Here is a 25,287-nt window from a genome sequence, read left to right on the forward strand (position 1 = left end):
TACCCGTGCCTATCTCTGACAAGCCCAAGGTCTACCTGACCTCGTTCATGCAGCTCGGCACAGGCGACCACGCCGCGGTGGCGCTGGCTGACGACGGCGAGGTCCTGGCCGAGCACGTCTGCTCGTCTCCGACGTTCTTCCGCGGCGACCTGCACGACCGGCCGTTCCGGCACGACGCCTACCTGCGCAAGTACGGCGCCTGGGGCGACGGCGACCGGTACGAGCTGGTCGAGTGCTGGTCCTTCGAGGTGCCCGCCGAGGTCATCGAGCGAAACCGTCTGCTGCACGCCGAGGAGCAGGACAGCGCGGCTTCCCGTCCTTACCCGTCCGAGGGTGGGGATGGCCGATGACCAGCTACGAGATCACCGACGGTCCGAAGATGCTGCGCGAGACCCTCTGCGTGGCCCAGACCCGGATCGGCAACTCCGACCTCGACCAGGACCGGAAGCGCGAGCACCTCGACCGCCTGCAGCGCCTGATCGACGAGTGCGACCGGCACCGCCCGGTTGGCTCCGACGGCAAGCACGGCGACCGGCACACGCCCACCTGCGGCTGCGAGGACATGCCGAACCAGCCGCATTACCGCACGCCGGTTTGCGACCAGACCTGCAACCTGATCCGGGATACCGCGCCGAAGCTCTCGGGCGGTGAATCGTGACGAGGCTCCTGCGCCGTATCACCTCCGCCTCGCTCTTCAGCCTTGGCGAGGCGCTGATTCGTGGCTCCGAGGCCCTCGACCGCGGCGACGATGACCGTCCTGCACGGATCATCCCGCCGGCCAAGGTGGGCCGCTGGGCCATCTGGGAGGTCCCCCTTCACCCGGCTGCCGAGGACTACCTCCTCGGTCGCTACCGCACCCGCTGGGTAGCCGAGCTGATCGCGCGCCGGATGGTCGTCACGCACAACGTGATGCGCTACGAGGTACGCCCGGTTGATCGGCGCGCGACCGTTACTGGTTCGTAAACACCTGAAATGCACCCGATGCCTCGCCGTCTCAGCACGACCCTCCTAGAAAAGGAACCCGACATGCCCGCTCCCCACAACCACAACGACCTCATCGACCTCGCCGTCCAAGCCCTCGCCGCCGGCGACCGCACCCGCCACCAGATCGCCGCCCGCCTCGGCATCGACCCGACCCCGATCCTCGACTACCGCGACGAAGCCGAACTCGAACGCACCGCACCGGCCCCCGACCTTGACGTCGCCCTGAACGGCCTCACCCCGCGGGGACTCGCCTGCATGCGGGTCGTCGACGGCGAATGGCGGTACACGCTGACGAAGAAAGGCCGCGCCCGGGCCGCCGAAATCGCCGCCGCCGAAGCCGTCACCGGAGACGCAGCATGATCGAGCTGACCGACGAGATGCGCGCCGCGGTGAAACGCCGGATGGGTCTCCCAACCGTCGACGGCCTGGACCCGTGGACCGAAGCCGCGACCAGCTCGACCGGGCGATGATCGCGTACCGCCGCGGCGCTCAGATGACGACCTGGGAGCAGTGCATCGAGCACGACGCCGACCGCACGCTGGCCGGCCTGCGCGCAGCACTCACCGAGATCGGCTTCGACGTCGAGCGCAGAGCTACCAGCCCGAAGCCCGGCTACCGGCCTGTCGTGCACGGCGACGCCCTGAGCAACGGTCCGCGCGCCACGCGCCGCATTCCGGCCAGGGGGAAAGAGGAGGCGTACTGCCTCTGCGGAGAGGTCTTCTCGGACCAGTGCGCAACCACAGCCCTGCAGCTGCTCACGGCCCACATCGGTCGTGAGCAGGCACGCATGGATACCGCTACCAACCCGGGAGATGGAGCATGAGCCGGCACGAGCTCCCCGCGGAGGGCGGCCTCGAGGTGGTGGTCGGCTGGGACCCACCAATGCAGACGTTCTTCGCCTCCGTCCTGGATCGCACGTTGCGCGGTGAGGACCCGGATTACACCAAGGTGTGGATCGGCTTTGCGTCGACGGCGATTCTCGACCCGCGCAGGGTCTGCGACGCCGTGCGTCCGTACGCCAAGGAGATCCCCGACTGGATCCTGCCTGCTCTGCACGCAGACGCACTGGAGGCCCCGGGGGTGCTCTGGTGACCGGGTGGTTCCTGCTGGCCGTGAGCTCCATCGTGGGCACCGCGGCGGTGCTCCTGGCAGTCCGTGCCGCGCTGCGCCGGTGGCAGCGCTGCTGATGTACGACGAGATGTTTCGCGCGAGCGTCGCCGGCCTGGTGCTGGCGGCGCTCGCCGTCGTTGCACTGGCCTGGCTCTGGCTTCGGGATCGACGTTCTTACGTGGGCTGCCACCAGGCACGCATGGATACCACTAGGAATCCGTCAGCACATCAACGGACATGATCCACAAATTTTTTTGATCATCGATGCCGGGTTCTGACCTGCATCACCGCTCGGGGCATCACACCGAAGGAGGCGCGTCACATGCGTCAGTACGAGCCCGATTTGCGTAGAATTGCCCCCACAACTTCAGACCGAGGCCGCCGCAGCAGTGCGGCCGAGCAGGGGGATTGGCGTCCCTCTACCCGGCCGGCTCGGCGCCACCGATCGTCTACACCGACCGGAAGGACACCTGCCCCCATGCTCTCATGGGCCGGTAGCACGCTGACGCGTGTCACCACTTACACATTCCAGCCTTTCACCCTCACGGGTGGTGAGCGCTGATGGCTCGCATTCGCTCGATCAAGCCTGAGTTCTTCACCTCGCTGACCATCGCGAGCCTCCCCCTGCATGCCCAGATGACGTTCATCGGCCTGTGGACCCACGTGGACGACGAGGGCCGCTGCGTCGACGACGCACGGCTCATCAAGGCCGCCATCTGGCCCCTCGCCGAGCGCCTCGCGAGCGACGTCGAGGAGGACCTCAAAGCACTCACTGAGTCCTCACTGATTACTCGCTACAAGGTCGGCGAGCGCTCATTCCTTGCCGTCACAAACTGGCATGAGCACCAGAGGATCAACCGTCCGACGGCCAGCAAGGTGCCGGCGCCCCCGAGCCGCGCTGAACAGGCAAAACGGGCTTCCGAAGAGCAGGCCAGAGCGGGCTCTAGCTGGGAAAACAGCCAGATCTCTGAGCCCTCATCGCAGGCTCACGCACAACTCAGTGAGGACTCACCACCGGAAAGGAAAGGAACAGGGAACAGGGAACAGGGAAAGGAAGAACCTTTTGCGCCGCAAGCCGGCGCCCCCCAAAACCGAAAAGGGACTCGGATTCCCGCTGACTTCACACCCGACGACTCGATGAGGGACTGGGCGAAGTCGAACACCCCCAACGCCATCGTCAGTCTCGAGACGGCCAACTTCGTAGACCACTGGACGGCGAAGTCCGGCAAGGACGCCACCAAGCTCGACTGGGTCGCGGCCTGGCGCACCTGGATGCGCAACGCGCAGAAGTGGTCCAGCGAGGGTTCCAACCGGCAGCAGAGCTCCGCCCCCCGACAGCCGCATCAGGCCTACCGCGAGGACGACGAGCGTCGCAACGACGAGGACTACTGGACGAAGGGGCTCTGACCATGACGCAGACAATCACGGCCATCGACTCCTTCGAGTGCCCTCACGGCTCCGGCCACATGGCCCGATGCTCGACCTGCGCTGCCGATGCGAAGTGCGCCGGCGGCGATGCCCGGAAGCGCTGGCTCAACGCCCGCGCGGCGCTGAGCTTCGCCGAGCGATTCCCGCGCCGCTACCGCGACGCCCACGCCGACCACCCGACGATCGTCACCTGGGCCGAGGCCTACGCCGCGGATCCCGTCGACCTCAAGTCGCTGCTGCTCGTGGGCCCGGTCGGCACGGGCAAGACCCACCAGGCCTACGGCGCGATCCGCAAAGCCGCGGCCTGCGGCCGGGGCATCACCTGGCAGGCCGTCGACTTCGCCGACTTCTGCGCCGAGCTCCGACCGTCCGGCAAGGACCCCGAGGGATCGCTCGCCCGGTACCGCGACGCCGACCTGCTCCTGGTCGACGACCTCGGCGCCGCGAAGTCCTCGGAGTGGGTCGAGGAGACCACGTATCGACTGATCAACGCGCGCTACAAGGACATGCGCACCACGATCTTCACGACCAATCTGGCCCCCGACAGGCTCGCCAGCGGGCTCGGCGACCGGATCGCATCGCGGCTTGTCGAGACCTGCGATCTGGTCCCGCTGCTTGGTTCCGACCGCCGGCGGCAGGCATGAACGGGCCTTCGCGCTTCGAGATCAAACCTGACCAGATCGCGTGCAATGCCCGCGGCGTCGCTCAATGCCGAGATGCGATCGCCCCGTACCTTGCCAGCCGGATCAACCCTGAGCCTGAGCGGCCGCTCACGCCCTCCGAGGAGATCCACCGGCTCGCACTCAAACGCGCCATCGGCGAGCGGCGCAACCAACGGCTCATCGGCCTCGAGCAGGCCAGCGACATCTTCGACCGACTCCCGATCAAGGTGGTGGCACACGCATGACGATCAAGGTCACGATCTCCGAGGGGGACCGCGAGGTGAGCATCGAGGCGACCGGCAACCCGCCGGTCGCCGCGGTCGTCGCCGACGCGCTGACCGCCTGGGCCCGCATCCGGCCTCGCCGGCGAGCGCAGGAGCGGCCGCGTCTCGAGGCCGGCGGCATCGGGTTTTGCGCCGAGCTCGGACCCGATGCCGGATGACCGCCCACCTCGACAGGCACACGCCCAGCCACGCCTCGGCTCGGCCGCCGCTGATGGCCGAGACCGCACCAGCTTGTGAGGGCGCCCCGGACCCGGAAATTTGGTTCCCTGAGCGTGGGTCCGACGTCGCCATCGAGCAAGAAGCCCACGCAAAGGCGGCGTGCTTCCGGTGCGACTACCGCAGCCCCTGCCTCGAATTCGCTCTGGCCACCGACCAGCGGTACGGGATCTGGGGCGGCACCAATCACAACCAGCGCGTACGCATCCTGACCCGGCGGCGGTACGACGAAGCTGCGAACGCGGGGAGTCCACGATGATCGGTCCACAGCACCTGCACTCGATGGCGAACCTGCGGTCGCTGGCTGCGGTCTGGCCGTTGCTCGCTCAGGCCGCCCAGGCGGCCACAGGAGCCTTGGGGGACGACCGGGGTACCGTCCAGGCCTGGCGACCCGGCAGCGGCGTCCACAGCGGCCGGACGGGCCATGATCTGATCGACGCGATCATCCGAAATGGCGCATCCGGGGCAAACCCGTATGCCGAGCGCCTCGACCGGAGCGCCGAGACGATCGTCTGGCTCGCCTCGCACGTGGCGCCGCCGGCGGCCGCAACCGCCCGCGATGCGCTGCGGCAGATGCTCGGCGCGGTGCCAGGGCTGCGCGCGAGCACGGCGCTGAACCTGGCCATGCACATCGGCGTGGAGGACCGAGCGGTGCGGAGGCTGCTCGCCGAGCCCACCGACCATGTGCTGATCCCGGCCTTCACGTGCCCTCGATGCGGCGACGTCGGCGTCCTGGCCCTGCGCGCCAGCGCCCCGGACCTCGCCGACCGGCCCGTGGTGTGCACCGCGCCGGCCTGCCGAGACCAGGACGGCGTGCCGAGCATCTGGACGCAGGGGCAGCTGGCGGCCGCCCTCGAGGTCGGCCGGGCGGCCGCGTGATTCAGGACGACGACGAGCAGTGGTGGGGCACGGCGAAGCAGCTCAGGGAGCACACCCAGCTCCCGATCAGCGACGCCATGCTCCAGCACTGGGTGGCCCGCAAGGGCCTGCGCAAGGTCCGCGGCAGAGACGCCGCGGGCCGCCCGTGCGTGATCTTCCCGCTCGTCGAGGTGGCCGCAATCTGGCGTGCCGTCCACCCCAGTGCTTGATCATCGATCATGGTCTGTGGTAGGACTGTGCAGCAGCACAACTACGCCCAAATCCGGGCAAGGCGATGCGAGGCGATCATGGCCCGCGCCAAGAAGGTCTGCTCCACCTCCGGATGTCCCGCCCTGGTCGACACCGGACGCTGCGACAGCTGCAACGGCAAGGCCGAGGCGAAGCGCGGCAGCGCCGCCCAGCGCGGCTACGACGCACGCTGGCGACGAACCCGAGCAGCACACCTCGGCCGGCACCCGCTCTGCCCCTGCGGCAGCATCGCCACCGACGTCGACCACATCGACGGCCTCGGCCCCAAAGGCCCGCGCGGCCACGACCCCAGCAACCTCAGGTCCCTGTGCCACAGCTGCCACTCGCAGCGCACAGGACGTGACCAGCCTGGAGGGTGGGCTGCCAGGTGAGCGACATGCACATCAGCTTGGATGGCCTGGACGCCATGGCCCACGACCTGGACCAGGCCGGCGACAGGGTGGCTGACGAGCTGTACCCCGTGGCCAAGAAGGCAGCGCAGAACATCAAGACGGGCTGGCGCAAGCGGGCCAAGCGCAGCGCGGGCAAGCACGGCAAGCTCTACTACCTGGCCATCGACTACGACATCGCACGCCTTGGTGATCGCATCGACGCTGAGATCGGGCCACAGTCGGCCAAGCCACAGGGTGGCATGGGACGTGGCTTCGAGTACGGCAGCGTGCACACCGCACCCAAGCCCGACGGGCAAGCCGCGGTCGAGGCTGAGGCACCGAAGTTCTTCGCACAGGTTGAGGCAGCCATCATCAGGGCCCTCGATACCTGAGCATCACGCAGCGTGACGAATCCACGGACCTACATATAGACCCAGGGGGGTATCCCCCAGGGTCGATGGGCTAGGAGACCGCGGGGGAGGTCGCTGGAACCCGCGGAGGGTTCATAAGTTCAGACCCGCGCAGGGCGGTCGCGAAACGTGACTGACTGTAAGCACCGATGCCGCGAAACGCGGTTAGGGGTGATCGATATGGGTCGTGGTGGTGCACGTAATCGATCCGGCCCGGCGCCGGATCCGAAGTCGGGCCGCAGCGATCGACGGCAATACAAGCTCTCGGCACTGCCGGCCGCTGGCTACGACGGGGAAACCCCGGCGTTCCCGCTTCCCCAGGTCCGGGTATACATCGACTTCTCTGACGACGGCGAGCGCAAGCGCAAGTTCGACGAGGACGCAACCAAGAGCCGCCGCGAGCGCGAGCTCGAGCTGTGGGCCCAGGTGTGGAAATCGCCGCAGGCGTGCGCATGGTCGATGGCTTCGTGGCGCTGGCTCTCGGTTGCGATGTGGGTCCGTACCTTCGTGCTGTGTGAGTCCGCGGACGCCACAGCAGCCGACAAGAACTCGCTGCACCGCTTCGCCGACCAGGTCGGAATGACGCCCGCCGGACTCAAGGAAAACGGCTGGGCGATCGTTGACGACGAACTCTCAGCGAAGCGCTCCGAGCAGACGTTCGAGGACGACCCGGACGATCCTCGCGGCCGGTTCACGGTGATCCAGGGTGCCGGCTGAGCCGAACCCGTACGTCGTCGACTTCCCGACCCTGTGGGTAGTGCCGGCCTGGATCCAGAGGCACTGCATCATCCCGGACGGCTTCCGCAAGGGCCGCCCGTTCCGGCCCTACGACTGGCAGCTGTGGTGCACCGCGAACCACTACCGGATCAAGCCGGAAGCCCAGCAGGACCCGGACTACCTCATCGGTGACCCGGACGCCATCCCGATCCGCTCGGAGGCGTTCCACTACCGCCGGTCGCAGGTCATCGCCCCGCAGAAGACCGGCAAGGGACCCTGGTCAGCGGCCTGGGTCGCGGCCGAGGGTCTCGGCCCCGTGCTCTTCTACGACTGGGCCGGCGAGAACGACGCGTACGTGTGCGAGGACGTCGGCTGCGACTGCGGCTGGGTCTACCGGTACAAGCCCGGCGAGCCCATGGGCCACGCCTGGCCCACTCCCCTGATCCAGCTGCTCGCCACCAGCGAGGACCAGGTCGACAACGTCTACCGCCCGCTGCAGGCCATGGCCCGCGGGCCCCGCCTCAAGGGCAGGATGCTCGTCCGCGAGGGCTTCATCCGGCTCCGGGACGAGGACGGTGATCCGGATCAGAACCGCATCGATGTCGTGACGTCGAGCGCGCAGAGCCGGCTCGGTAACCCGATCACGTTCTGCCTCCAGGACGAGTCGCAGCTCTACACCACGACCAACAAGCTGGTCAGCGTCGCGCAGACCATGCGCCGCGGCGCAGCCGCGATGGGCGGTCGGTCGGGTGAGACGACGAACTGCTTCAACCCGGCCGAGAACTCGACCGCGCAGATGACGCACCAGTCATCGAAGAAGGACATTTTCCGGTTCTATGAGCCGCCGCCTGCCGACCTGAAATACGAGCTGAAGGCGGACCGGCTCAGGATCCACGCTTTCAACTACCGCGGTTCTCCGCACGCCGACCTGCACGGCATCAACGCCGAGGCCGAAGAGCTCATGGAGACCGACAAGGCCCAGGCCGAGCGGTTCTACGGCAACCGGCTGGTCTACGGCGCGAGCGCCTGGCTCGACGGCGACCTCTGGGACGGTTTGGCCCGGCTCCGGGAGGTTCCGGACCGCACGGTGGTCGTCGGCGGGTTCGACGGCTCGGACTCCGACGACTGGACCGGGATCCGGCTCCAGACGCGCGAGGGCTACCAGTTCACGCCGAAGTTCGCCGACGGCCGGCCGATGGTCTGGGACCCGAAGATGCACAAGGGCCAGGTGCCGCGCCTCGAGGTGCGCGCGGCGATGGCCGAGGTGATGTCCCGCTTCCAGGTCGTGCGTCTGTATGCGGACCCGCCGTGGTGGTCGACCGAGATCGACGACTGGGCCGAGGAGTTCGGCGACACGGTCGTCGTGCGCTGGTCGACGTTCCGCACGACGCAGATGCACGCCGCCGCGCAGCGCCTGCTCACGGACGTCGGTAAGGCGGCCGCGACGTTCAGGCACGACGGCTGCGAGATCACCAAGGTGCACGTGCGTAACGCGCGGAAGTCGCCCCGGACCAACGAGCGGTACGTGCTGGAGAAACCCTCGCAGGCTCAGAAGATCGACATGGCCGTCGTGTCGATCCTGTGCAACGAGGCCGCCGGCGACGTGACCGCGGATCAGCTCTGGACGCCGCCGTCGCGGCTGACCAAGGTGACAGGCCGCGTACGCGGCTACTGACAGAGGGGGCACGGTGCCAGCACAGCCCGACGCTCCCCTGACCCCGATGTGGTGGGTGAAGCGGCTCTACAAGCAGCTGCTCGTCCAGCGGGACCACTTCGAGCTGATGGACGCCTACTACCGCGGTGCACCCGCCTCAGTGCCGTGGCTCCCGGAACAGGCCCGGCGCGAGTTCTCCCGGCTGCTGAAGCTGACCAAGAGCAACTACATGGGCCTGGTCGTCGACAGCATGGTCGAACGGATGATCGTCGACGGGTTCCGCGTGGGCGACAACGCTGAGGCGGACAAGCCCACCTGGGACATCTGGCAGGCCAACAACCTCGACGCCGGCTTCGACCAGGTCCTGCTCGAGTCAGCGATCGGCGGTTCCGCCTTCCTGCTGGTGGCACCGAACACGGACCGGGTGGAGCGGCCCTTCATCTTCACCGAGCACCCGACGCAGGCGACGGTCGAGTACGAGCCGGGCACCTCCCGCCGCGTGCGCGCCGCCGGCCTGAAGTTGTGGGCCGACGACTGGACCGGCAGGACCTTCGCGACGCTGTACCTGCCCGAGAAGATCTACAAGTTCCAGACGGACAAGAAGTCCGTCATCGGTGAGGTGGCGGAACCTCGCTGGGAGCCGCGCCCGGTCCGCGGCGAGGCGTGGCCGGCACCCAACCCGCTCGGTGAGGTGCCGCTGGTCGAGATCGCCAACAACCCGCGCATGCTCGGCGGTGGCGTCAGCGAGATCGCCGACGTCGTCTCCATCCAGGACCGCATCTCGAAGACGCTCGCGGACCGGTTGATGACCCAGGACTTCGGCGCGTTCCCGCAGAAGTGGGCGATCGGCTTCCCGGACGAGGACGCCGACGGCAACAAGACCGAGATCGACGTCGGTCGGAACCGGATGGTCACCTCCGAGATGGCCGAGACGAAGTTCGGCCAGTTCGACGCGGCCCCGCTGGACCCGTACTCAGCGGCGAAGCGCGAGGACGTCAAAGACATCGCGTCGCGTACGCGCACACCGGCGCAGTATCTGCTCGGCGAGATGAGCAACGTCAACGGCGAGACGCTCAAGGCATCCGAGTCCGGTCTGGTCTCCAAAGTCCGGCAGCGCTCACGCACCTCTGGTGAGGGAGCTGAGGCGGGCGCCCGCCTGGCGCGCAGGACCGCCGGTCTGGGCGGCGACGACGAGTCGATGGAGACGATCTGGAAGAACCCCGAGTTCCGCACCGAGGGCGAGCTCGTCGACGCGCTGGTCAAGATGAGCACGCTCGGCGTCCCGCAGGAGGCGCTGTGGGAACGATGGGGTGCCTCGCAGGTCGAGATCCGCCGGTGGAAGACCATGCTCGAGGAGCAGGACGCCCGCGACCCGGTCGCGGCGCTCGCCCGGGAGCAGGCCGCCGCCGGCGGTAACGTGGTGTAGCCGGTGCGGGCCGAACAGGTCGCCCGAGCCCACCAGAAGCGCCGGGCGGCACTCGCCAAACGCGCCGGCCGCGAAGTCCGGAAGTTGTGGGGCCGCATCGACCTGGCGAACATCGTCCGGTCGTGGCAAGAGGCCATGCCAGACGTCCTTACGGTCGTGGAGTCCGCGCAGACAACCGCGGCGGCGTCGGCGGGGTCGTACCTCGGGCAGCTCGCGGAGGCGTATGACCTCGAGGACGACGGCGTCGCCGCGGTCCACGCGATCACATTCGCAGGACAGGCATCGGACGGACGTCCGCTGGACTCGCTGATGTTCCAGCCGGCGCTGACCGCGCTGACCGCGCTGAAGCAGGGCGCGACCGAAGGCCGGGCGCGGGCATCCGGGGCGTTCACCGCAGAGCTGATCACCCGGACGCAGGTCGCAGACGCAGGCCGGGCCGCGGACCAGGTGGCCCAGACCGTCCGTCCTCAGCTCGGCCGGTGGGTGCGGATGCTGTCGCTGCCGTCGTGCTCGCGCTGCATCCTGCTCGCCGGGACGGTCTACGCCTGGGACGCCCGGTTCAAACGGCATTCCGCGTGCGACTGCACGACCATCCCGGCGCCCGAAGCGGTCGCTGGGGACCTCACCACCGACCCGCGTGCCGCCTTCGAGGCGATGAGCACGGACGAGCAGGACAAGACGTTCACCGCCGCGGACGCCCAGGCGATCCGCGACGGCGCTGACATCGCCCAGGTGGTCAACGCCCGCCGCGGCATGACCGACGCCGGCATCACCACGACCGGCACCACACGCGCCGGCCTGGCCGGGCAACGCCTCGGCGCTCGCCGAGGGACGCGCGTGGTCCGGCTCACCCCCGCCGCGATCTACGTGCAGGCGGCTGGCGACCGAGGCCAGGCGCTGCTGCTGCTGCGGCAGAACGGCTACCTGATCTGAGACCACTCGGGCACCGAAACGGCGCCCGGAAGATCCCGAAACGGGTGTACGGACGATGGCAGAAGAGCAGGAGCAGGCCGGGACCGAGACCGAGACGACCGAAACGGACGTCAAGGACTGGAAGGCCGAGGCCGAGAAGTGGCAGGTGCTGGCCCGCAAGAACGAGGACCGGGCCAAAAGCAACGCCGGTGCGGCCAAGGAGTTGGAGAAGGTCCGCGCCGCGGCGATGTCCGAGCAGGAGCGAGCCGTCGCCGAAGCGAAGACCGCCGGCCAGACGGAGGCCTCCCGCGCCGCCGCGCCGCGCCTGGTACGCGCCGAGCTGCGCGCTGAGGCCGTCGAGGCCGGGCTAGCGAAGGAAGCGCTGGACGGCTTCCTCGAGTACGCCGACCTGTCCAAATTCGTCGGCGACGACGGAGAACCTGACTCGAAGGCCATCGCGGCCGCGGTCAAGCGGCTCGGTGGCGGCAAGGCCACCAACTTCGACGGCGGCCCCCGCACCACGGCCGCCAAGCCAGCCGACATGAACGCGCTCATCCGCCAAGCGGCGGGCCTGGGCTGATCCGGACGCAGCACCCCGTAGGGCGGGGACCGCTGCCCAGCAACAAGGAGTGATCCATGCCCTACAACAACCTGGTCAGCCGCACCGACGCCGGCTCACTGATCCCGGAGGAAGTGTCGACCGACATGATCCGCCGGGCGACGGACGACTCGGCCACGCTCGGCCTGTTCCGCCGTGTCCCGGTCGGCCGCGCGCAGGTCCGCTTCCCGGTTCTGTCCGCGCTGCCCCTGGCGTACTTCGTCAACGGCGACACCGGCCTCAAGCAGACCACCGAGGTCAACTGGGCCAACAAGTACCTCAACATCGAGGAGATCGCGGCGATCGTCCCGGTCCCCGACAACGTGGTCGCCGACGTCGACCTCAACGTCTGGGACGAGATGATGCCGTACCTCGTCGAGGCGTTCTACCGCTGCCTCGACGGCGCCGTGTTCTTCGGCACCAACGCCCCGGGCACCTGGCCCACGAACATCGCCGCAGCCGCGACCGCAGCCGGCAACGTCGCCACCGAAGGCGGCTCGACGACCGCCCAGGGCGGTTTCATGGGCGACATCGACAAGCTCTACGGGCTGGTCGAGGATGACGGCTTCGACATCGACGGCTTCGTCGCAGCCCGCGGTCTGCGCGGCAAGCTCCGTGCCGCCCGCGACACCCAGGGCCGCAAGCTCGACGAGAACCGCATCAGCGGTGCCCTCGACACGCTGGACGGCAACCGGATCGTCTACCCGATGCGAGGCATGTGGGGCACGGCTTCCGGCGCGCCGCGGGTCTTCGGCGGCGACTGGTCGCAGTTCGTCGTCGGTGTCCGGCAGGACATCACGATGAAGATCCTTACCGAGGCCGTGATCCAGGACAACACCGGCACGATCATCTACAACCTCGCCCAGCAGGACATGACGGCGATCCGCCTCACGTTCCGGGTGGGATGGCAGGTCGCGAACCTCCTCAACTACGACCAGCCGACCGAAGGCAACCGGTACCCGGTCGCCCGCCTCAACATCGCCTGATCGGAGACCTGAGAGATGACTGCGCCGTTCTCATCCGGGGTCACCCGGAACACCCCGCCGATCACCACGGTGGGAAACTCCCAGACCACGATCGTTCACTCGGTCCCCCGTGATGGCACCGTCACCTCGGTGACCTGGATCCCGACCGCGGCGGTCACCGGAGCGAACACCAACACCCGCTCGATGTCGCTGGTCAACAAGGGCACCGACGGGGCCGGCACCGCCGTAGTCGCCACGCTGCAGTTCGACGCCGGCGTCAACGCCACCGCCGCGGTCGCCAAGACCATCACGCTGTCGGGTACGCCTGCGAACCTGCAGGTCACCTCCGGACAGGTGCTGCAGTGGCAGTCCGCGGCGGTCGGCACCGGAATCGCTGACCCGGGCGGCCTCGTCAGCGTTGGCATCGTCGCGAAGTACGCCTGAGGAGGCTGGCATGGCAGCTCGTAAGCCTGTGGTGGAGGACCACCCGGAGAACAGCGCCCAGGGTCAGGACGTCAAGAAGGCCGCGATCGCGGCCGACACGTCCACCGCCGAGACGCAGCACCAGGTCGACGACGACCACACCCGCGGCTTCCGCGGCGTGGAAGTCGACCCGACACCGAACGAGAACTACTCGGTGGCCGGCGTCACCACCGGCCTGCCGACTCCGGAGACCGACGACGACCAGGCCGACGTCGCCCGGCGCGCATTGCGCACCGTGGAGACCCAGGTCGCCGGCATCGCCGGTCGCTGACACTCGGAGAGGGTGACGGCCCGTGCGGGTCCGCATCGACACGGACGGCGTCGTCACCTCCGCCGGTGACGACCTCGACCAGCCCTATATTCGCTTTCCGGTCAACTGGCAGCCGGAGCAGTTCATCGGGTTGAAGGTGATCACCGGCCTGTCGGGTCTCCGGCTACTGGTCGATGCCCAGCAGGTCCTGGCACGGGAGGACGTCGCGCCTGGTGACGCCACCCAGCCAGCCTCCGCGGCGATGGCCGCGGCGGTGACCGCGTACATGTCGGCCCACCCGGAGCTCAAGGGAGCCCCGGGGCCGCCCGGCGCGCCGGGATCGCCTGGGCTTCCGGGAGTACCGGGAGTACCGGGCGAGCCGGGTACACCCGGCGCGCAGGGCCCGGGTGGGCCTTCGTCGCTCCGAATCGCGGCGCCCGCGTCGCTGCCACTGCTCCTGATCGGCGTGTCGGTCGACGTCACGTTCACCTGGTCGACGCCGATGCCGACAGCGGGCTATTCCCACGACGTCGCCGTGAGCAGCGTCCTGCTGGGGAAGGTCACTCTGTCGCTCAAGTCGAAGACGGCGGCGGCGCTCACCCTGACGGTAACCCCGACCGCAGGGGTGGCCGCCGGCGGCATAGTCACGGCCGTCGGTTGGATCTCGTCATGACGTACAAACGCCGCCGGGACTACCAAGAATGGGAACTGGCGGCCGGGCACTCTGAGAACACCCGCACCGACCGGTTCGAACTCCTGGCACGCGCCGAGCACGACATCGGCGAGCTGACCCGGGCCACCGAATCGAAGATCACGAAATGGCTGGCGAACCCCGACTGGTCGACGGCGACACGGGCGACCTACTGGGGACACCTGCACAGCTACCTGGTCTGGGCACTAAAAGCCGGGATGATCGACAAAGACCCGATGATCAACTTGCCGCGACCGAAGGTGCCGAAGCGCAGCCCGCGTCCGGCCAGCCTCGAAGCCTACGAGCGGATCATGGCCGCCGGAGAGCAGCGCTGGCAGATCGCGGTCACCCTGGCCCGATACGCCGGGCTACGCGCCTCGGAGATCGCTCGCGCCCAGCGCGAGGACATCGACGACCGGCAGATCCGGGTACGCGGCAAGGGCGGTCGGGTCGACGTGCTCCCGACCCACGCCGAGGTCTGGAAGCTGGTGGCGCCCGCGCCACCCGGCCAGCTGGTGCTGGCGAAGAGCGGCCAGGCGTACAAGCCGGCGGGCATCTCGCACGCGTTCGGCGTCTACGCCCGCGATCTCGGCCTGCCGAGGCCTCTGGGTTTGCACATGTTCCGGCACCTCTACGGCACGCGGCTGCTGATGGACAAGGACATCGGTGGCGCCGGGGCGAACCTGCGGATTACCCAGGAGCTGATGCGGCACGCGAGCCCCGCGACGACCGCCGTCTACACCCAGGTCACCGACGAAGAGCGCCGCCGGGCCATCCTCGCGCTCTGACCAGACCCACCCCTCGCACTGGAGGCCCATGTGGCTGTCTACTCGCAGGCAGGCAAGTTCGGACCTGCACTAATCTCCGGAGCGCCGGTAGGGGTGCCGCTGCGGGTCACCGACCAGACCGGCGCCGGGGCACTGCTCTACGCCGATTCGTCGAAGAACAAAACCGTCAGCCCGATCGTGTACGCCAACGATGCCGGCCTCGTCACGTTCTTCGCCGATCCCGGCAGCTACACGGTCCGGTGGTCCGGTGGGTCCGCGGCTGTCACGGCTACCGGTGGTGTCGTGGATACCGGCCCGGTCGCGCCGGCCCCAGTAGCGGTGGCCCGGAAGTACAAGACGGGCAACCAGGCCGCGACCACGAACTTCGTGGTGGCCGTCACGCTCGACACCCTCGAATACAACCGCGACGCAACCGTCTTCGACACCTCGGTGGCCGACGTGATCAAGGTGCTCAAGCCCGGGCCCTACCTGGTGACAGCGAGCGTGAACTTCGTCGGCGGCACCTCAGGCGACCGAACCGGACTGATCACCGTCAACGGCGCCGTGGCCAAGGAATTTGGCCTCGCTGGCACGGACTCGCGGCCCGCAGCTGCAGACGTCCTGGTGCTCGCCGCTGACGCCGCGATCGGACTGTCGGTCTACACGGTCGGCGGAACATCGATCAACGGAAGCGTCCCCAAGGACGTCGTTCTCGCCGTCACCCGCCTCGGCGCCTGACATGGCCCTGCGGCAACTACCCGCCATCGTCGGGGGCACAATCGGACAGTCGTTCGTCGACCTGGCCGAAGTCGTCAAGAAGGGCGACCTGTTCTTCTGGAACGTCAAGGACCACGGGGTCAAGGGCGACGACTCCACCGACGACACCGTGGCACTCAAGGCAGCGATCGCCGCCTCGCCACCCGCGTCGACAATCGTCTTTCCTCCCGGCGTCTACCTGGTCAACACCTACATCCCGATTCCCGCCGGCCGCCACGTCCTCGGCCTCGGCTACTCGAAGGCCAGCGGCGCGGTCATCAAGCAGAAGAACGGCGCGAACATCACGACCCCCGCTGGCGCCGTGGGCCTATTTGTTCCCCCGGCCTGGGTCGCGAACTCCACCACCTGCGATGGCCAGATCCTCATCGAGAACATGGCCTTCGATGGAAACAGGGCCAACAACCCCTTGAGCACGGCCAGCGGCATCATCCTGATGAACTTCTGGTCGCAGATCAAGGACTGCTACATCTACGACATGCCGCGCAACTCGGTGCTGCTGACCGACGTCGGCAGGGACGACGTCACCGTCATCACCAACACGGCATCCGAGAACAAGATCACCACGACCAAGATGAACGGCTGCGGCCACACCGGCGTCAAGCAGATCTCCAGGAGCCTCAACTCCAACCTCGATGGGCTCATGAGGGACTGCGAGATCTCGTACATGGACCAGAATGCAATTGCGTTCGACAAGGGCTCCGGCTGGACCTTCGACAACACCCACACCTACGGGATCGTTGGCACCGCTATCAGCGTAAGTGGATGCTTTGCGACCAAGATCCTCAACAGCTACATCGAAGATTTTGGCGGCGAGGGCACCGACGGCACCTACTACTCCGGCATCGAGGTCAGCTGCCTGGACGGCCGCGGCAGCACCATCAGGGGCAACATCATCACCGGCAAGGAAGAGGGCCTCAGCTCCGTCTACCACTACATTCGCGTCAACGCGAACACGGGGCAGATGAATGCCGAGGCCATCGTCGCGGACAACATGCTCCGCGGCCTGAACACCGACCGGGGAACCGGCATCGTCGTGCAGCACTCCTCCGGCGGCAAGATGACCGTGACGGGCAACGACGGCAACATCCAGAACATCCACACCAAGCGCTACGTGGCCGGCGGCGACTCCTTCCCGATCGACCCACGGGACGCCATCGTTGCCACGGCACGGAAGTACAAGACCGGGAACCAAGCGGTCACATCCGGGGACGTCGTCGCCGTCACGCTCGGCACGACCCAGTACAACCGCGACCCGGACGTCTTCGACATGGAGACGGCGGACGTGATCAAGGTCCTCAAGCCCGGTGTCTACACCGCGAGCTCCAGCCTCAACTTCGTCGGCGGAACCACCGGGGACCGGACCGGAATCCTGACCGTGAACGGCGCCGTGGTCAAGGAGTTCGGCCTGGCGGGTACGGACTCGCGCCCGGCGGCGGCCGAGGATCTGGTGCTCGCGGCCAACGACACGGTCGGCCTGTCGGTTTACACGGTCGGCGGGACCTCGATCAACGGCTCGGCCTCCAAGGACGTCACCCTGACGCTCACGCGCGTCGGCAACTGACGCATCCCGCATACCAGTAAGTAACTCTCGTCCTCGAGGAGCGCCGTGGCTGACATCATCGGCGACGGCAAGGAGCGCTGGGACTGGGTGCCGGCGATCGCCGTCACCTCATCGCCCACCCTCGAGGAGCTCGCCGCCGGCGTGCGCATCTCGCAGTGGATGACCACCGACGGTGCATCAGGGTTCGCCCCGGACACCGCCGCGGTGTCGACCAGCTCGGTCGAGTTCAATGTCGACACCTCGGCGCCCGGACGCCGCTCGTACTCCGGCTCCCGGCTGCGGCTCAAGCGGCAGGACAACGCGGTCGACACGGCGTTCGATCTGCTCGCCGCCGACGCCGAAGGCTTCCTGGTCCGGCGCAAGTCGATCAGCGCCACGGTCGCGTACGACCCGGGCCAGCTGGTCCAGGTCTACCCGGCCATCTGCGGCGAGGTCGCGATCCTCGACCTCGAGGCAAACATGCCCGAGCGCTACGAGGTACCGATCTTCGTCTCGGCGCCACCGAGCCTGCGGGCCATCATCCCGGGCATCCCGACTCTGCCGGGCACCGACCCGACCCCGACGGACCCGACGCCCGTGGACCCGACACCGACGGACCCCACGCCGGATCCCAACCCGGCGAGCCCGTTCTCCTTCGACGTGGCCTCGGGCCTGGTGGTCATCGACGAGACCGCCGCCGGCGTCACCGAGGGCGCCGGCCTGGTGACCATCGACGAGGCGATCGTCTCCGGCACCACCTACGCCGACGGCCTGCTGACCGTCACCACCATCTGAGAGGCAACCCATGGCGCGGACCCTTGTCACCGTCGCCGGCGGCGAGATCGTCAACCACGACGTCATCAAGCTCGACAAAGTCGCAGACGGCGCTCTCAAGAAGCTGCTGACCGCCGACGAGCGAGCCAACCTGACCGCGCTCGGCATCGGCGGCTACATCAGCACCGTGCTCAAGACGGGCAGCTATTCGCTGATCCTCACTGACGCCGGCGCCCTGGTCGAGGTCAACTCGGCGTCGGCGGTCACGGTCACTATCCCCACCGCCGCGGCCATCGCGTTTCCGGTCGGGACGGTCGTCTCGGTGCTGCAGTACGGCGTCGGCCAGGTGACTCTCGCCGGAGCGGGCGGTGTCACCCTGCGCACCCCGAGCACCCTGACCACCCGCGCGCAGTACTCCTTGATCACGGCCCGGAAGCGATCGACCAACGAGTGGGTCGTCGGTGGCGATCTCACCGTGTCCGGAGGCGGCGGCGGAACTCCCGACCCGACGCTGACCACCCAGACGTACACAGCGTCGACGGAGATCTTCCCCAGCCCGGAGCGCGGCTTCTTCCAGTACACCGAGACCCATTACTCCGGCGGCTCGGGCTTCTCCGCGCTCAACACCTCGACGTTGCAGAGCACCCGGACCAGCTTGGGCCGGTCGCTGGTCTTCCGCTACTACGTCATGGAAGACATGCTCGGCGCCGACACCATCCCGTCGGCCTGGCTCACGGCACTCGCTAACGACATGACCGCGCTGCGGTCCGCGGGCTGCAAGATGCTCCCCCGGTTCTGCTACAACACCTCGGGCGACTACAGCCAGGTGACCGAACCGCCGCTCGCGCGGATCTTGTCTCACATCGACCAGATCGGCAACGTTCTCAACGCGAACGCCGACGTCATCCACGCCGTGCAGATGGGCTTCATCGGCATGTGGGGCGAGCAGTACTACACCAAGACCCTCGGTGGCGCGGCTGTCTTCGGTGACGTGGGCTCGACCAACGACACTCAGAAGAACAACCGCATGGCGGTCCTGAGCGGGTTGATGTCGAAGCTGGCGACGTCGATCTATGTGCAGGTCCGCTACGTCGGGCTGCTGCGCTGGGCCGCTGATGCTGGGCTCAACATGTCCCGCCTGGGCTTCCACAACGATGCGATCGGCTCACCGGACGGCGATTACGGCACGTACAGCACGTACAACTCGCAGTCCGAGGCCGACGCCCGCACCTACTTGATCAACCAGATCGAGCCGGGCCGGCCCCACGGCGGCGAGTCCGCCTCGAACAACCCGCCGGCCACCGACTACCCGGCGATGCGCTCCCAGATGAGCGCGCAGCACTGGAGCTACCTCAACCCCGAGTACTACGGCTCGGTTCTCGCGGGCTGGGGCTCGACCAACAGGGACGAGGTCTCCCGACTGCTCGGCTACCGGTTGCGGCTCGTCTCATCCAAAATGCCCACATCGTCGGCGGCCGGCGCCTCGGTCAGCGTCGAGTTGGTGATGGCCAACGACGGCTTCGGCCGAGTTCTCAGCAACCGGCCGTTGCAGGTGCGATTCGTCAACGGCGGCACCACGATCACTCGCGACCTCGGGTACGACGTCCGGACCATCCCCGCCCTTTCCTCGGGCGTGACGATCACCGGCACCGTCACTGCGCCGACGGCCGGGACCTGGGCAGTCCACCTGGCCCTGCCCGACCCGGCGAGCGGGCTGGCTGGGAATCCGGCGTACGCGATCCAGCTGGCCAACACCGGCCTGTGGGACGGGTCGACTGGCCGCAACAGCCTCGCCCGGAACCTGACCGTCTCCTAAGGAGAGCTACGTGCCGGACATCATCGGCGACGGCAAAGAGCGCTGGGACTGGGTCCTCACCATCGCGAACATCGCCGCGCCCACCGTCGACGAGCTCGCCGCCGGGCTGCGGATCTCGCCATACATGACCGCGGACGGCGCGACTGGGTTCGCCCCGGACACCGCCGGCGCTCCGACCTCGGGCCTGGAGTCGACCTTCGACACCGCGGTCAACGGGCGCCGGTCGTTCTCCGGCACTCGGCTGCGGCTCAAGCGGCAGACCGGCACTGACTTGGCGTTCAACGCGCTGACCCCGGACACCCGCGGCTTCCTGGTCCGCCGCAAGTCCTACGCGGCGGCCACCGCGTACGCCAACGGGCAGCTGGTCCAGATCTTCCCCGTCATGTGCGGGGAGACAGCTTTCCTCGACCTCGAGGCGAACATGCCCGAGCGCTACGAGGTACCGATCCTGATGACGAACCAGCCGAACCTGCGGGCCGTCGTGGCGGTCGGCAGCGGCGGGGGCGACCCCGATCCGGACCCCGATCCGGACCCCGATCCGGACCCGGATCCCGATCCGGATCCCGATCCGGACCCCGGGGTCTCGCCGTTCAGCTTCTACTCCGGGACGCCGGGGATCGTCTACGTCAACGACACCGCACCGGGCGTCAGCTACTCAGCCGGCGTCGTCACCATCGACGACTCGATCGTCCCTGGCACCTCATTCACGGGCGGCATCCTGACCGTCACCGCGGAGCCCGCCACAGGCGGCCCTGGCTTCGTCGTCGGCTCCAGCGCCCCGCCGAGCACGGGCACCCAGGTCAGCATCGACTTCCGAGCCCCGACCTACCCTCTCGACCAGCTCCGGTCGATCGGCTCGACGATCTCCACCTACGGCACCCCGCAGGGCAGCAACATCAACGCCAACGCTGCCCAGCGCACCGCACTGGCCACGCTCGGCCCGATCACCTGGCGGGTGCCGTTCCGGTACGCCGGCGGGTCCCCGGGCTCATCGGCAGGCGGTGCGAACACCGTCGGCGACGCGCTCGCCTACGTGCAGAACATCCGGGCGATGGGCGGCAACCCCTGCATCGCCATCGGCGGCAACGATTCTGACAATGTCTTCCCGGACTCCGACGTTAGTGGATTGGTGACCTTCTTCAACGTCACCAATGCCGTCGCCGCCGGCGGCCCTGTGACCGACTGGATCATCGGCAACGAACCCGAGAACGCCGGACCCAGCTCGGTCAACGCCTACATCGCCGCCCTGGCTGGCCGGATCGCCGCGGCGAAGACGGTCGACCCGACGATCGTGCTCTCCGCGCCGGCCGCTTCGTATTGGGACCCGGACACCATCGCCCGCGCTGCGGCCGTGGATGGTCTCGACGTCCTGAGCTACCACGCATATGACGGCGCGAACACCGACGGCTCGGGCTTCCCGAAGACGGACCAGTACCGGCAGCACATCGTCGACCTGCGAGCCATCAAGCCGGGCGCACGGGTAGGGCTCGAGGAGTTCAACTGGTCCCCGTCCTACGACGGGAAGGTCGACTTCTACACCTGGCGGAACTGCTGCTTCACCGCCTCGGTCATCGGCCAAACGCTGAGCGAGGGCGGCCACGCCTATCAGTACTCCGACTCCAACGGCGCCATCGGCCTGATGAACGACGGCGCTGGAAACGACGACCAGCCGGGATCCATCCGCACCCGATTCCCTGCCTTCTGGGGCATCGGGATGTGGACCGGCATGAACGGGACGTTCAAGCGCTTCGGCGACGCGGTCGTCGAGACCACCTGGACCGGTCAGCCGAACGTCGGCGGTATCGCGATGCTTGACGCGTTCGCTACCAGCAACGGCAAGGTCGTGTTGGTCAACAAGGACGCCACCGTGAACAGCACCATCACGATCGGGCTCGGTGGCCTCACCGCCGGCACCTACGTGACCTGGGCGACCAACCCCGCGGCACCGACCGCGGCCCCGACGCAGACCGGCAGCGGTTCCTTTACTGGCGGGAAGATCACGCTCACCGTGCCTGCCCGGACCGTCATCAGCCTCGACCTCACCACCGCCTAAGTCGGCAGGAGACAAACCCGATGGTTATGCGCAAACTGCCGACCGTCCGCGACAGCGACGGTGACCTGTTCGACCCCGGCGTCATCGACCTCGACGAGATCGCCGACGGCGCGAACAAGAAGCTGCTGACTCCCGCCGAGCGGGCCCGGATCGTGGCTACGTACGGCAGCGCGGCCCAGGCCACCAAGCTCAACAAGGACATCGCGTACCGCGGCGTCAACCTGAGCGGCGCCGAGTTCGGCCACTGGTCCACTGCGAATGCCACCCCGTCGCAGTGGCGGTGGCCGCTCGAGCAGGAGTGGCAGTACCTCGCCTCCCGCGGGCACAAGATCTTCCGTTTGCCGTACCTGTGGGAGCGGATCCAGCCGGACCTGACCCAGCCGAACAACGCGGCGCAGATGACCCTGCTCGACCAGCAGATCAGCTGGGCCGCGAAGTACGGGGTCAAGGTCGTCCTGGACCTGCACAACTACGGCGGGTACAAGGACGTGAAGTTCGGTGCGGTCGGCGGCCCGACCGAGGCCCAGTTCGCGTCGCACTGGGCTGAGATGGCCAACCGCTACAAGGACAACGAGACGGTCATCGGCCACGGCCTGATGAACGAGCCCGGGTCGATGCCGACGAGCGACATCGGCGACGGCCGCGGTTCGCAGACCGGTCAGTTCCGCTGGTACGCGTTCGCGCAGTCCGCGGTCAACGCGATCCGTGCGACCGGCGACACCACCGCGATCATGGTCTCCGGGTACGCCGCCGGCGTCGTCAACAGCTGGCTGAGCAACACCGCCGGCGTCGGCAACAAGGAGATCCACAAGTACGTCGTCGACCCCGTCCTGGACAACATCGTCTACGAGGGGCACATCTACTTCGACTCCAACGGCTCGTACCCGAACACCTACGCCAGCTACAACACCGCGTCGGGGCAGACCGACAGCCCGTACGCCGACGGCATCGTCAAGCTGCAGTGCACGCAGCTGCACGCCTGGCTCGACTGGGCGCAGGAGAAAGGCGTCCGGGTCTACCTCGGCGAGGTCGGCTGGCCCCGCATCGTGGGTGTCACCGACGCGGCTGGCTCGGCAGCCTGGAACGCGCTGGGTGACGAGTACTTCAAGCTGCTCGACGGCTACGGCGCGACCGCCTGGGCCAGCGTGTGGTCGACCGGCTCGAAGTGGAGCGCGGGCTACAACCTGCGCTACTACCTCTCCGGATCAGATCCGGACGTGCTGGCATCCCCAGCCGAGAACGCCGCGGTTGTGGAAGCGCACCCGACCTTCCGGGCCCGGTACGAGCCGCGCGGCCGCCGGCCGATGTCCGCTATCCGGCAGGGCCTCCAGTGGCGCGGGCAGAACGTCGCGGTCGAGACGTGCACCGGTGCATCGGCGATGGTCGCCGGGCAGGAGTTCGGGACCGTGGCCGCGATCGACAACGCAGGCTTCCTCTGCCGCGTCGTCGTCTACGTCGGCACCGCCGGAGCGACCCCGACCGCGGACCAGTGCTTCGCCGCGCTCTACGACCCCGACAGCGGCCTCGAGCTGGCCCGCACCGCAGACATCGGTAGCGTCCTGACCACGACCGGCTACCGGACCCTGGACATGACGACCCGCACCCGGGTGTTCCGCGCTGGCGAGCTGGTCGGCGTGAAGCTGCTCTGGAACGGTGGCACGGCTCCGCAGATTCTGAAGGCGCCGATGCCGGTCGCGGCGATCAACAGCCGGAAGTTCGGTGTGGTCAGCACTGGGGCCACCACGCTCACGTCCACGATGGCGATCAACTCCATGGCGATCGCGACGCAGCCCTTCTGGGCCGCCGTCTCCGGGTTCTGATCATGGCCGATCGTCTCGCCACCATCCCGGACCTGATGGCCATGCCCGGAGTCCCGGCCGACCTGCCGCCGACCACCGCCGGCCTGCTGCTCGACGCGGCCACCGCGCTGGTGCAGGGCATCGTCGGGCAGCGCCTGGTCGAGGTCGTCGACGACGAGGTGACGCTCTACGGCAGCACCGACTCGCTACTGCGCTTGCCGGAGCGGCCGGTCACCACGATCACGGCGGTGACCTACGACGGTGCCGACCTCGCCTACGGCACCAGCGGCGGCGCCTGGTGCACCGGGCCCGGAGGCCTGTGGCGCGAGCACGGCTGGTCCGCGGGCGCGGGATGCCGCCCGGTCCCCATCGTCGTGATCTACACCCACGGCTATCCCGACGGCGACCAGCACCTCGAGCTGGCTCGCACCTCCGCGCTGGCCCTCGCCAAAGGGCCGGCCACCAACCCGTCCGGGATCACGCGGATGGCGATCGACGACTACCAGGAGGCCTACGAGGCGACGAGCGCCGCCCTCGAGGCGTCCACGTCGCTAGCCACCGCGCTACGGCGCCAGTACGGCGCCAAGGCCGGCTCCGTCCGACTCACCTGACCTGGAGGTCCGATGTCCCGCGCTGCACTGCTGGCCCGGGCCCGGGCCGCCGCTGAGGCCGGCATGGTCGACGCCTGCACCATCCGCCGGGCTACCGGCGAGCGGGTGTCCGACGGATACGGCGACGTAACTGACGAGTACGTCGACCCCGACCCGTACGCCGGGAAGTGCCGGGTGCAGCTGTCGCGGTACTCGTCCAGCAGCGAGACCGACGTCGGCGAGGACCAGGTCGTGCTGCTCGCCGTCGAGGTGCAGCTGCCCATGAGCGTGGTCGGCCTCGAGGTCGGCGACGAGGTCCACATGACCGCGTCGCAGACGGACCCGGACCTGGTCGGCCGAGTCTTCGTCATCCGCTCACTGATGCACAAGACCGACGCGAGCTCGCGCCGCCCGCAGTGCACGGAGAGGACGGCCTGACGTGCGCAACGCCCACGCCGAGGCGTTCTTGACGCGCGCCCGCGCCGCTACCGGGCCCGCACTGTCGGTCTTCGACGGCTCGGTCCCTAGCAAGCCGCCGCCGAAGCCGCCGTACGTCGTCGTCTACTTCCGGTTCGTCACGCCGGACGGCGAGCGCGCCCCGCAGTTGGTCAACCTCGAGGACACCACGCTGCCGGTCGAGATGTACGCCTACGTCCACGCCGTCGGCGTGACCGCCCAGGCCGCCCGCGAAGTGGCCGACCGGGTCTTCGGACAGGTCATGGGGTGGACCCCAGAGATCACCGACCGCATCTGCGGGCCGGTACGGCACGACGATTCCCAGCCGCCCGAACGCGACGAGTCCACCGCCCTCGGGACGGTGTTCGACGCGGTCGACGTCTACAGGCTGCAGACCCTGCCCGCCTGAAACCCACGAGTAAGGAG

The 25,287-nt window shown here is 68.3% G+C and carries 34 protein-coding genes; all 34 read left to right on the top strand.

Annotated features, from left to right (window positions below):
• Positions 1–5 precede the first annotated feature (5 nt).
• The 34 genes from Aco04nite_RS41230 to Aco04nite_RS41395 all read left to right on the top strand — a co-directional run bounded on the left by Aco04nite_RS41230 (position 6) and on the right by Aco04nite_RS41395 (position 25,270).
• Complete coding sequence (locus Aco04nite_RS41230) at positions 6–350, top strand: hypothetical protein (RefSeq protein WP_213002618.1); 345 nt, start codon at positions 6–8, stop codon at positions 348–350.
• The gene (locus tag Aco04nite_RS41235; RefSeq protein ID WP_213002619.1) at positions 347–658 is read left to right on the top strand and encodes a hypothetical protein; all 312 of its coding nucleotides are present in this window, start codon (positions 347–349) and stop codon (positions 656–658) included. The genes Aco04nite_RS41230 and Aco04nite_RS41235 overlap by 4 nt, the downstream gene beginning before the upstream one ends.
• Complete coding sequence (locus Aco04nite_RS41240; RefSeq protein ID WP_213002620.1) at positions 655–963, top strand: hypothetical protein; 309 nt, start codon at positions 655–657, stop codon at positions 961–963. Before Aco04nite_RS41235 ends, Aco04nite_RS41240 begins: the two co-directional genes overlap by 4 nt.
• A gap of 63 nt (positions 964–1,026) precedes the next feature.
• The gene (locus Aco04nite_RS41245) at positions 1,027–1,344 is read left to right on the top strand and encodes a hypothetical protein (RefSeq protein WP_213002621.1); all 318 of its coding nucleotides are present in this window, start codon (positions 1,027–1,029) and stop codon (positions 1,342–1,344) included.
• A 73-nt stretch (positions 1,345–1,417) separates the two neighbouring features.
• Positions 1,418–1,807, top strand: a complete 390-nt coding sequence (locus Aco04nite_RS41250; protein WP_213002622.1) for a hypothetical protein — start codon at positions 1,418–1,420, stop codon at positions 1,805–1,807.
• Complete coding sequence (locus Aco04nite_RS41255) at positions 1,804–2,076, top strand: hypothetical protein (RefSeq protein ID WP_213002623.1); 273 nt, start codon at positions 1,804–1,806, stop codon at positions 2,074–2,076. The genes Aco04nite_RS41250 and Aco04nite_RS41255 overlap by 4 nt, the downstream gene beginning before the upstream one ends.
• 579 nt (positions 2,077–2,655) lie before the next feature.
• A complete protein-coding gene (locus Aco04nite_RS41260; protein WP_213002624.1) occupies positions 2,656–3,501 on the top strand; it encodes a hypothetical protein in 846 nt (281 codons plus the stop codon).
• A gap of 2 nt (positions 3,502–3,503) precedes the next feature.
• Positions 3,504–4,166 (top strand): ATP-binding protein, encoded by a 663-nt coding sequence (locus Aco04nite_RS41265; protein WP_213002625.1) that lies wholly within the window; start codon positions 3,504–3,506, stop codon positions 4,164–4,166.
• Complete coding sequence (locus tag Aco04nite_RS41270; protein WP_213002626.1) at positions 4,163–4,429, top strand: hypothetical protein; 267 nt, start codon at positions 4,163–4,165, stop codon at positions 4,427–4,429. Before Aco04nite_RS41265 ends, Aco04nite_RS41270 begins: the two co-directional genes overlap by 4 nt.
• Positions 4,426–4,626: a hypothetical protein gene (locus Aco04nite_RS41275; protein ID WP_213002627.1), complete on the top strand. Its 201-nt coding sequence runs from the start codon at positions 4,426–4,428 to the stop codon at positions 4,624–4,626. The genes Aco04nite_RS41270 and Aco04nite_RS41275 overlap by 4 nt, the downstream gene beginning before the upstream one ends.
• Positions 4,627–4,679: 53 nt before the next feature.
• A complete protein-coding gene (locus Aco04nite_RS50140) occupies positions 4,680–4,943 on the top strand; it encodes a WhiB family transcriptional regulator (protein ID WP_369076669.1) in 264 nt (87 codons plus the stop codon).
• Complete coding sequence (locus Aco04nite_RS41285) at positions 4,940–5,563, top strand: hypothetical protein (RefSeq protein ID WP_213002629.1); 624 nt, start codon at positions 4,940–4,942, stop codon at positions 5,561–5,563. The genes Aco04nite_RS50140 and Aco04nite_RS41285 overlap by 4 nt, the downstream gene beginning before the upstream one ends.
• A complete protein-coding gene (locus Aco04nite_RS41290) occupies positions 5,560–5,772 on the top strand; it encodes a hypothetical protein (RefSeq protein WP_213002630.1) in 213 nt (70 codons plus the stop codon). The genes Aco04nite_RS41285 and Aco04nite_RS41290 overlap by 4 nt, the downstream gene beginning before the upstream one ends.
• Before the next feature lie 78 nt (positions 5,773–5,850).
• Positions 5,851–6,183, top strand: a complete 333-nt coding sequence (locus Aco04nite_RS41295) for an HNH endonuclease signature motif containing protein (protein ID WP_213002631.1) — start codon at positions 5,851–5,853, stop codon at positions 6,181–6,183.
• Entirely contained in the window at positions 6,180–6,575 is a 396-nt protein-coding gene (locus Aco04nite_RS41300) for a hypothetical protein (RefSeq protein ID WP_213002632.1), read from the top strand. Before Aco04nite_RS41295 ends, Aco04nite_RS41300 begins: the two co-directional genes overlap by 4 nt.
• 189 nt (positions 6,576–6,764) lie before the next feature.
• The gene (locus Aco04nite_RS41305; protein WP_213002633.1) at positions 6,765–7,310 is read left to right on the top strand and encodes a hypothetical protein; all 546 of its coding nucleotides are present in this window, start codon (positions 6,765–6,767) and stop codon (positions 7,308–7,310) included.
• Positions 7,300–8,985: a terminase large subunit domain-containing protein gene (locus Aco04nite_RS41310; protein WP_213002634.1), complete on the top strand. Its 1,686-nt coding sequence runs from the start codon at positions 7,300–7,302 to the stop codon at positions 8,983–8,985. Before Aco04nite_RS41305 ends, Aco04nite_RS41310 begins: the two co-directional genes overlap by 11 nt.
• A 13-nt stretch (positions 8,986–8,998) precedes the next feature.
• On the top strand, positions 8,999–10,390 hold the full coding sequence (locus Aco04nite_RS41315) for a phage portal protein (protein WP_213002635.1): 1,392 nt from the start codon (positions 8,999–9,001) through the stop codon (positions 10,388–10,390).
• 3 nt (positions 10,391–10,393) lie between these two features.
• On the top strand, positions 10,394–11,323 hold the full coding sequence (locus Aco04nite_RS41320) for a VG15 protein (protein ID WP_213002636.1): 930 nt from the start codon (positions 10,394–10,396) through the stop codon (positions 11,321–11,323).
• Positions 11,324–11,378: 55 nt separating this feature from the next.
• Complete coding sequence (locus Aco04nite_RS41325; RefSeq protein ID WP_213002637.1) at positions 11,379–11,882, top strand: hypothetical protein; 504 nt, start codon at positions 11,379–11,381, stop codon at positions 11,880–11,882.
• Between the two features lie 56 nt (positions 11,883–11,938).
• Complete coding sequence (locus tag Aco04nite_RS41330) at positions 11,939–12,886, top strand: phage major capsid protein (RefSeq protein WP_213002638.1); 948 nt, start codon at positions 11,939–11,941, stop codon at positions 12,884–12,886.
• Between the two features lie 15 nt (positions 12,887–12,901).
• Positions 12,902–13,309 carry a hypothetical protein gene (locus Aco04nite_RS41335; protein ID WP_213002639.1) on the top strand — a complete coding sequence of 136 codons (408 nt, stop codon included), beginning with the start codon at positions 12,902–12,904 and terminating at the stop codon, positions 13,307–13,309.
• A 10-nt stretch (positions 13,310–13,319) separates the two neighbouring features.
• Positions 13,320–13,619: a hypothetical protein gene (locus Aco04nite_RS41340; RefSeq protein WP_213002640.1), complete on the top strand. Its 300-nt coding sequence runs from the start codon at positions 13,320–13,322 to the stop codon at positions 13,617–13,619.
• A 22-nt stretch (positions 13,620–13,641) separates the two neighbouring features.
• On the top strand, positions 13,642–14,271 hold the full coding sequence (locus Aco04nite_RS41345) for a hypothetical protein (protein WP_213002641.1): 630 nt from the start codon (positions 13,642–13,644) through the stop codon (positions 14,269–14,271).
• Positions 14,268–15,077 carry a tyrosine-type recombinase/integrase gene (locus tag Aco04nite_RS41350; RefSeq protein WP_213002642.1) on the top strand — a complete coding sequence of 270 codons (810 nt, stop codon included), beginning with the start codon at positions 14,268–14,270 and terminating at the stop codon, positions 15,075–15,077. Before Aco04nite_RS41345 ends, Aco04nite_RS41350 begins: the two co-directional genes overlap by 4 nt.
• A gap of 30 nt (positions 15,078–15,107) precedes the next feature.
• On the top strand, positions 15,108–15,794 hold the full coding sequence (locus Aco04nite_RS41355) for a hypothetical protein (RefSeq protein WP_213002643.1): 687 nt from the start codon (positions 15,108–15,110) through the stop codon (positions 15,792–15,794).
• 1 nt (position 15,795) lies between these two features.
• Positions 15,796–17,394: a glycosyl hydrolase family 28-related protein gene (locus tag Aco04nite_RS41360; RefSeq protein WP_213002644.1), complete on the top strand. Its 1,599-nt coding sequence runs from the start codon at positions 15,796–15,798 to the stop codon at positions 17,392–17,394.
• 45 nt (positions 17,395–17,439) lie between these two features.
• A complete protein-coding gene (locus Aco04nite_RS41365) occupies positions 17,440–18,168 on the top strand; it encodes a phage tail tube protein (protein ID WP_213002645.1) in 729 nt (242 codons plus the stop codon).
• A gap of 10 nt (positions 18,169–18,178) precedes the next feature.
• Positions 18,179–19,963, top strand: a complete 1,785-nt coding sequence (locus tag Aco04nite_RS41370; protein ID WP_213002646.1) for a DUF4874 domain-containing protein — start codon at positions 18,179–18,181, stop codon at positions 19,961–19,963.
• 10 nt (positions 19,964–19,973) lie between these two features.
• Positions 19,974–22,016: a phage tail tube protein gene (locus Aco04nite_RS41375; RefSeq protein WP_213002647.1), complete on the top strand. Its 2,043-nt coding sequence runs from the start codon at positions 19,974–19,976 to the stop codon at positions 22,014–22,016.
• Positions 22,017–22,036: 20 nt separating this feature from the next.
• Positions 22,037–23,836 (top strand): glycoside hydrolase family 5 protein, encoded by a 1,800-nt coding sequence (locus Aco04nite_RS41380; protein WP_213002648.1) that lies wholly within the window; start codon positions 22,037–22,039, stop codon positions 23,834–23,836.
• Positions 23,837–23,838: 2 nt separating this feature from the next.
• Positions 23,839–24,426 (top strand): hypothetical protein, encoded by a 588-nt coding sequence (locus Aco04nite_RS41385; RefSeq protein ID WP_213002649.1) that lies wholly within the window; start codon positions 23,839–23,841, stop codon positions 24,424–24,426.
• Between the two features lie 12 nt (positions 24,427–24,438).
• Positions 24,439–24,843, top strand: a complete 405-nt coding sequence (locus tag Aco04nite_RS41390; protein WP_213002650.1) for a DUF6093 family protein — start codon at positions 24,439–24,441, stop codon at positions 24,841–24,843.
• A gap of 1 nt (position 24,844) precedes the next feature.
• Positions 24,845–25,270: a hypothetical protein gene (locus Aco04nite_RS41395; protein WP_213002651.1), complete on the top strand. Its 426-nt coding sequence runs from the start codon at positions 24,845–24,847 to the stop codon at positions 25,268–25,270.
• The last annotated feature ends 17 nt before the right edge of the window (positions 25,271–25,287 follow it).

Origin of the sequence: Winogradskya consettensis (assembly GCF_018332715.1) — a bacterium.
In the GTDB taxonomy this organism is placed as follows: domain Bacteria; phylum Actinomycetota; class Actinomycetes; order Mycobacteriales; family Micromonosporaceae; genus Actinoplanes; species Actinoplanes consettensis.

Coding starts and splice junctions, on each gene's coding strand:
- Aco04nite_RS41385 (WP_213002649.1), top strand. CDS start 23,839: ATGGCCGATCGTCTCGCCACCATCCCGGACCTGATGGCCATGCCCGGA.
- Aco04nite_RS41370 (WP_213002646.1), top strand. CDS start 18,179: ATGGCGCGGACCCTTGTCACCGTCGCCGGCGGCGAGATCGTCAACCAC.
- Aco04nite_RS41350 (WP_213002642.1), top strand. CDS start 14,268: ATGACGTACAAACGCCGCCGGGACTACCAAGAATGGGAACTGGCGGCC.
- Aco04nite_RS41275 (WP_213002627.1), top strand. CDS start 4,426: ATGACGATCAAGGTCACGATCTCCGAGGGGGACCGCGAGGTGAGCATC.
- Aco04nite_RS41245 (WP_213002621.1), top strand. CDS start 1,027: ATGCCCGCTCCCCACAACCACAACGACCTCATCGACCTCGCCGTCCAA.
- Aco04nite_RS41335 (WP_213002639.1), top strand. CDS start 12,902: ATGACTGCGCCGTTCTCATCCGGGGTCACCCGGAACACCCCGCCGATC.
- Aco04nite_RS41255 (WP_213002623.1), top strand. CDS start 1,804: ATGAGCCGGCACGAGCTCCCCGCGGAGGGCGGCCTCGAGGTGGTGGTC.
- Aco04nite_RS41380 (WP_213002648.1), top strand. CDS start 22,037: ATGGTTATGCGCAAACTGCCGACCGTCCGCGACAGCGACGGTGACCTG.
- Aco04nite_RS41285 (WP_213002629.1), top strand. CDS start 4,940: ATGATCGGTCCACAGCACCTGCACTCGATGGCGAACCTGCGGTCGCTG.
- Aco04nite_RS41270 (WP_213002626.1), top strand. CDS start 4,163: ATGAACGGGCCTTCGCGCTTCGAGATCAAACCTGACCAGATCGCGTGC.
- Aco04nite_RS41325 (WP_213002637.1), top strand. CDS start 11,379: ATGGCAGAAGAGCAGGAGCAGGCCGGGACCGAGACCGAGACGACCGAA.
- Aco04nite_RS41265 (WP_213002625.1), top strand. CDS start 3,504: ATGACGCAGACAATCACGGCCATCGACTCCTTCGAGTGCCCTCACGGC.
- Aco04nite_RS41235 (WP_213002619.1), top strand. CDS start 347: ATGACCAGCTACGAGATCACCGACGGTCCGAAGATGCTGCGCGAGACC.
- Aco04nite_RS41260 (WP_213002624.1), top strand. CDS start 2,656: ATGGCTCGCATTCGCTCGATCAAGCCTGAGTTCTTCACCTCGCTGACC.
- Aco04nite_RS41390 (WP_213002650.1), top strand. CDS start 24,439: ATGTCCCGCGCTGCACTGCTGGCCCGGGCCCGGGCCGCCGCTGAGGCC.
- Aco04nite_RS41360 (WP_213002644.1), top strand. CDS start 15,796: ATGGCCCTGCGGCAACTACCCGCCATCGTCGGGGGCACAATCGGACAG.
- Aco04nite_RS50140 (WP_369076669.1), top strand. CDS start 4,680: ATGGCCGAGACCGCACCAGCTTGTGAGGGCGCCCCGGACCCGGAAATT.
- Aco04nite_RS41295 (WP_213002631.1), top strand. CDS start 5,851: ATGGCCCGCGCCAAGAAGGTCTGCTCCACCTCCGGATGTCCCGCCCTG.
- Aco04nite_RS41340 (WP_213002640.1), top strand. CDS start 13,320: ATGGCAGCTCGTAAGCCTGTGGTGGAGGACCACCCGGAGAACAGCGCC.
- Aco04nite_RS41330 (WP_213002638.1), top strand. CDS start 11,939: ATGCCCTACAACAACCTGGTCAGCCGCACCGACGCCGGCTCACTGATC.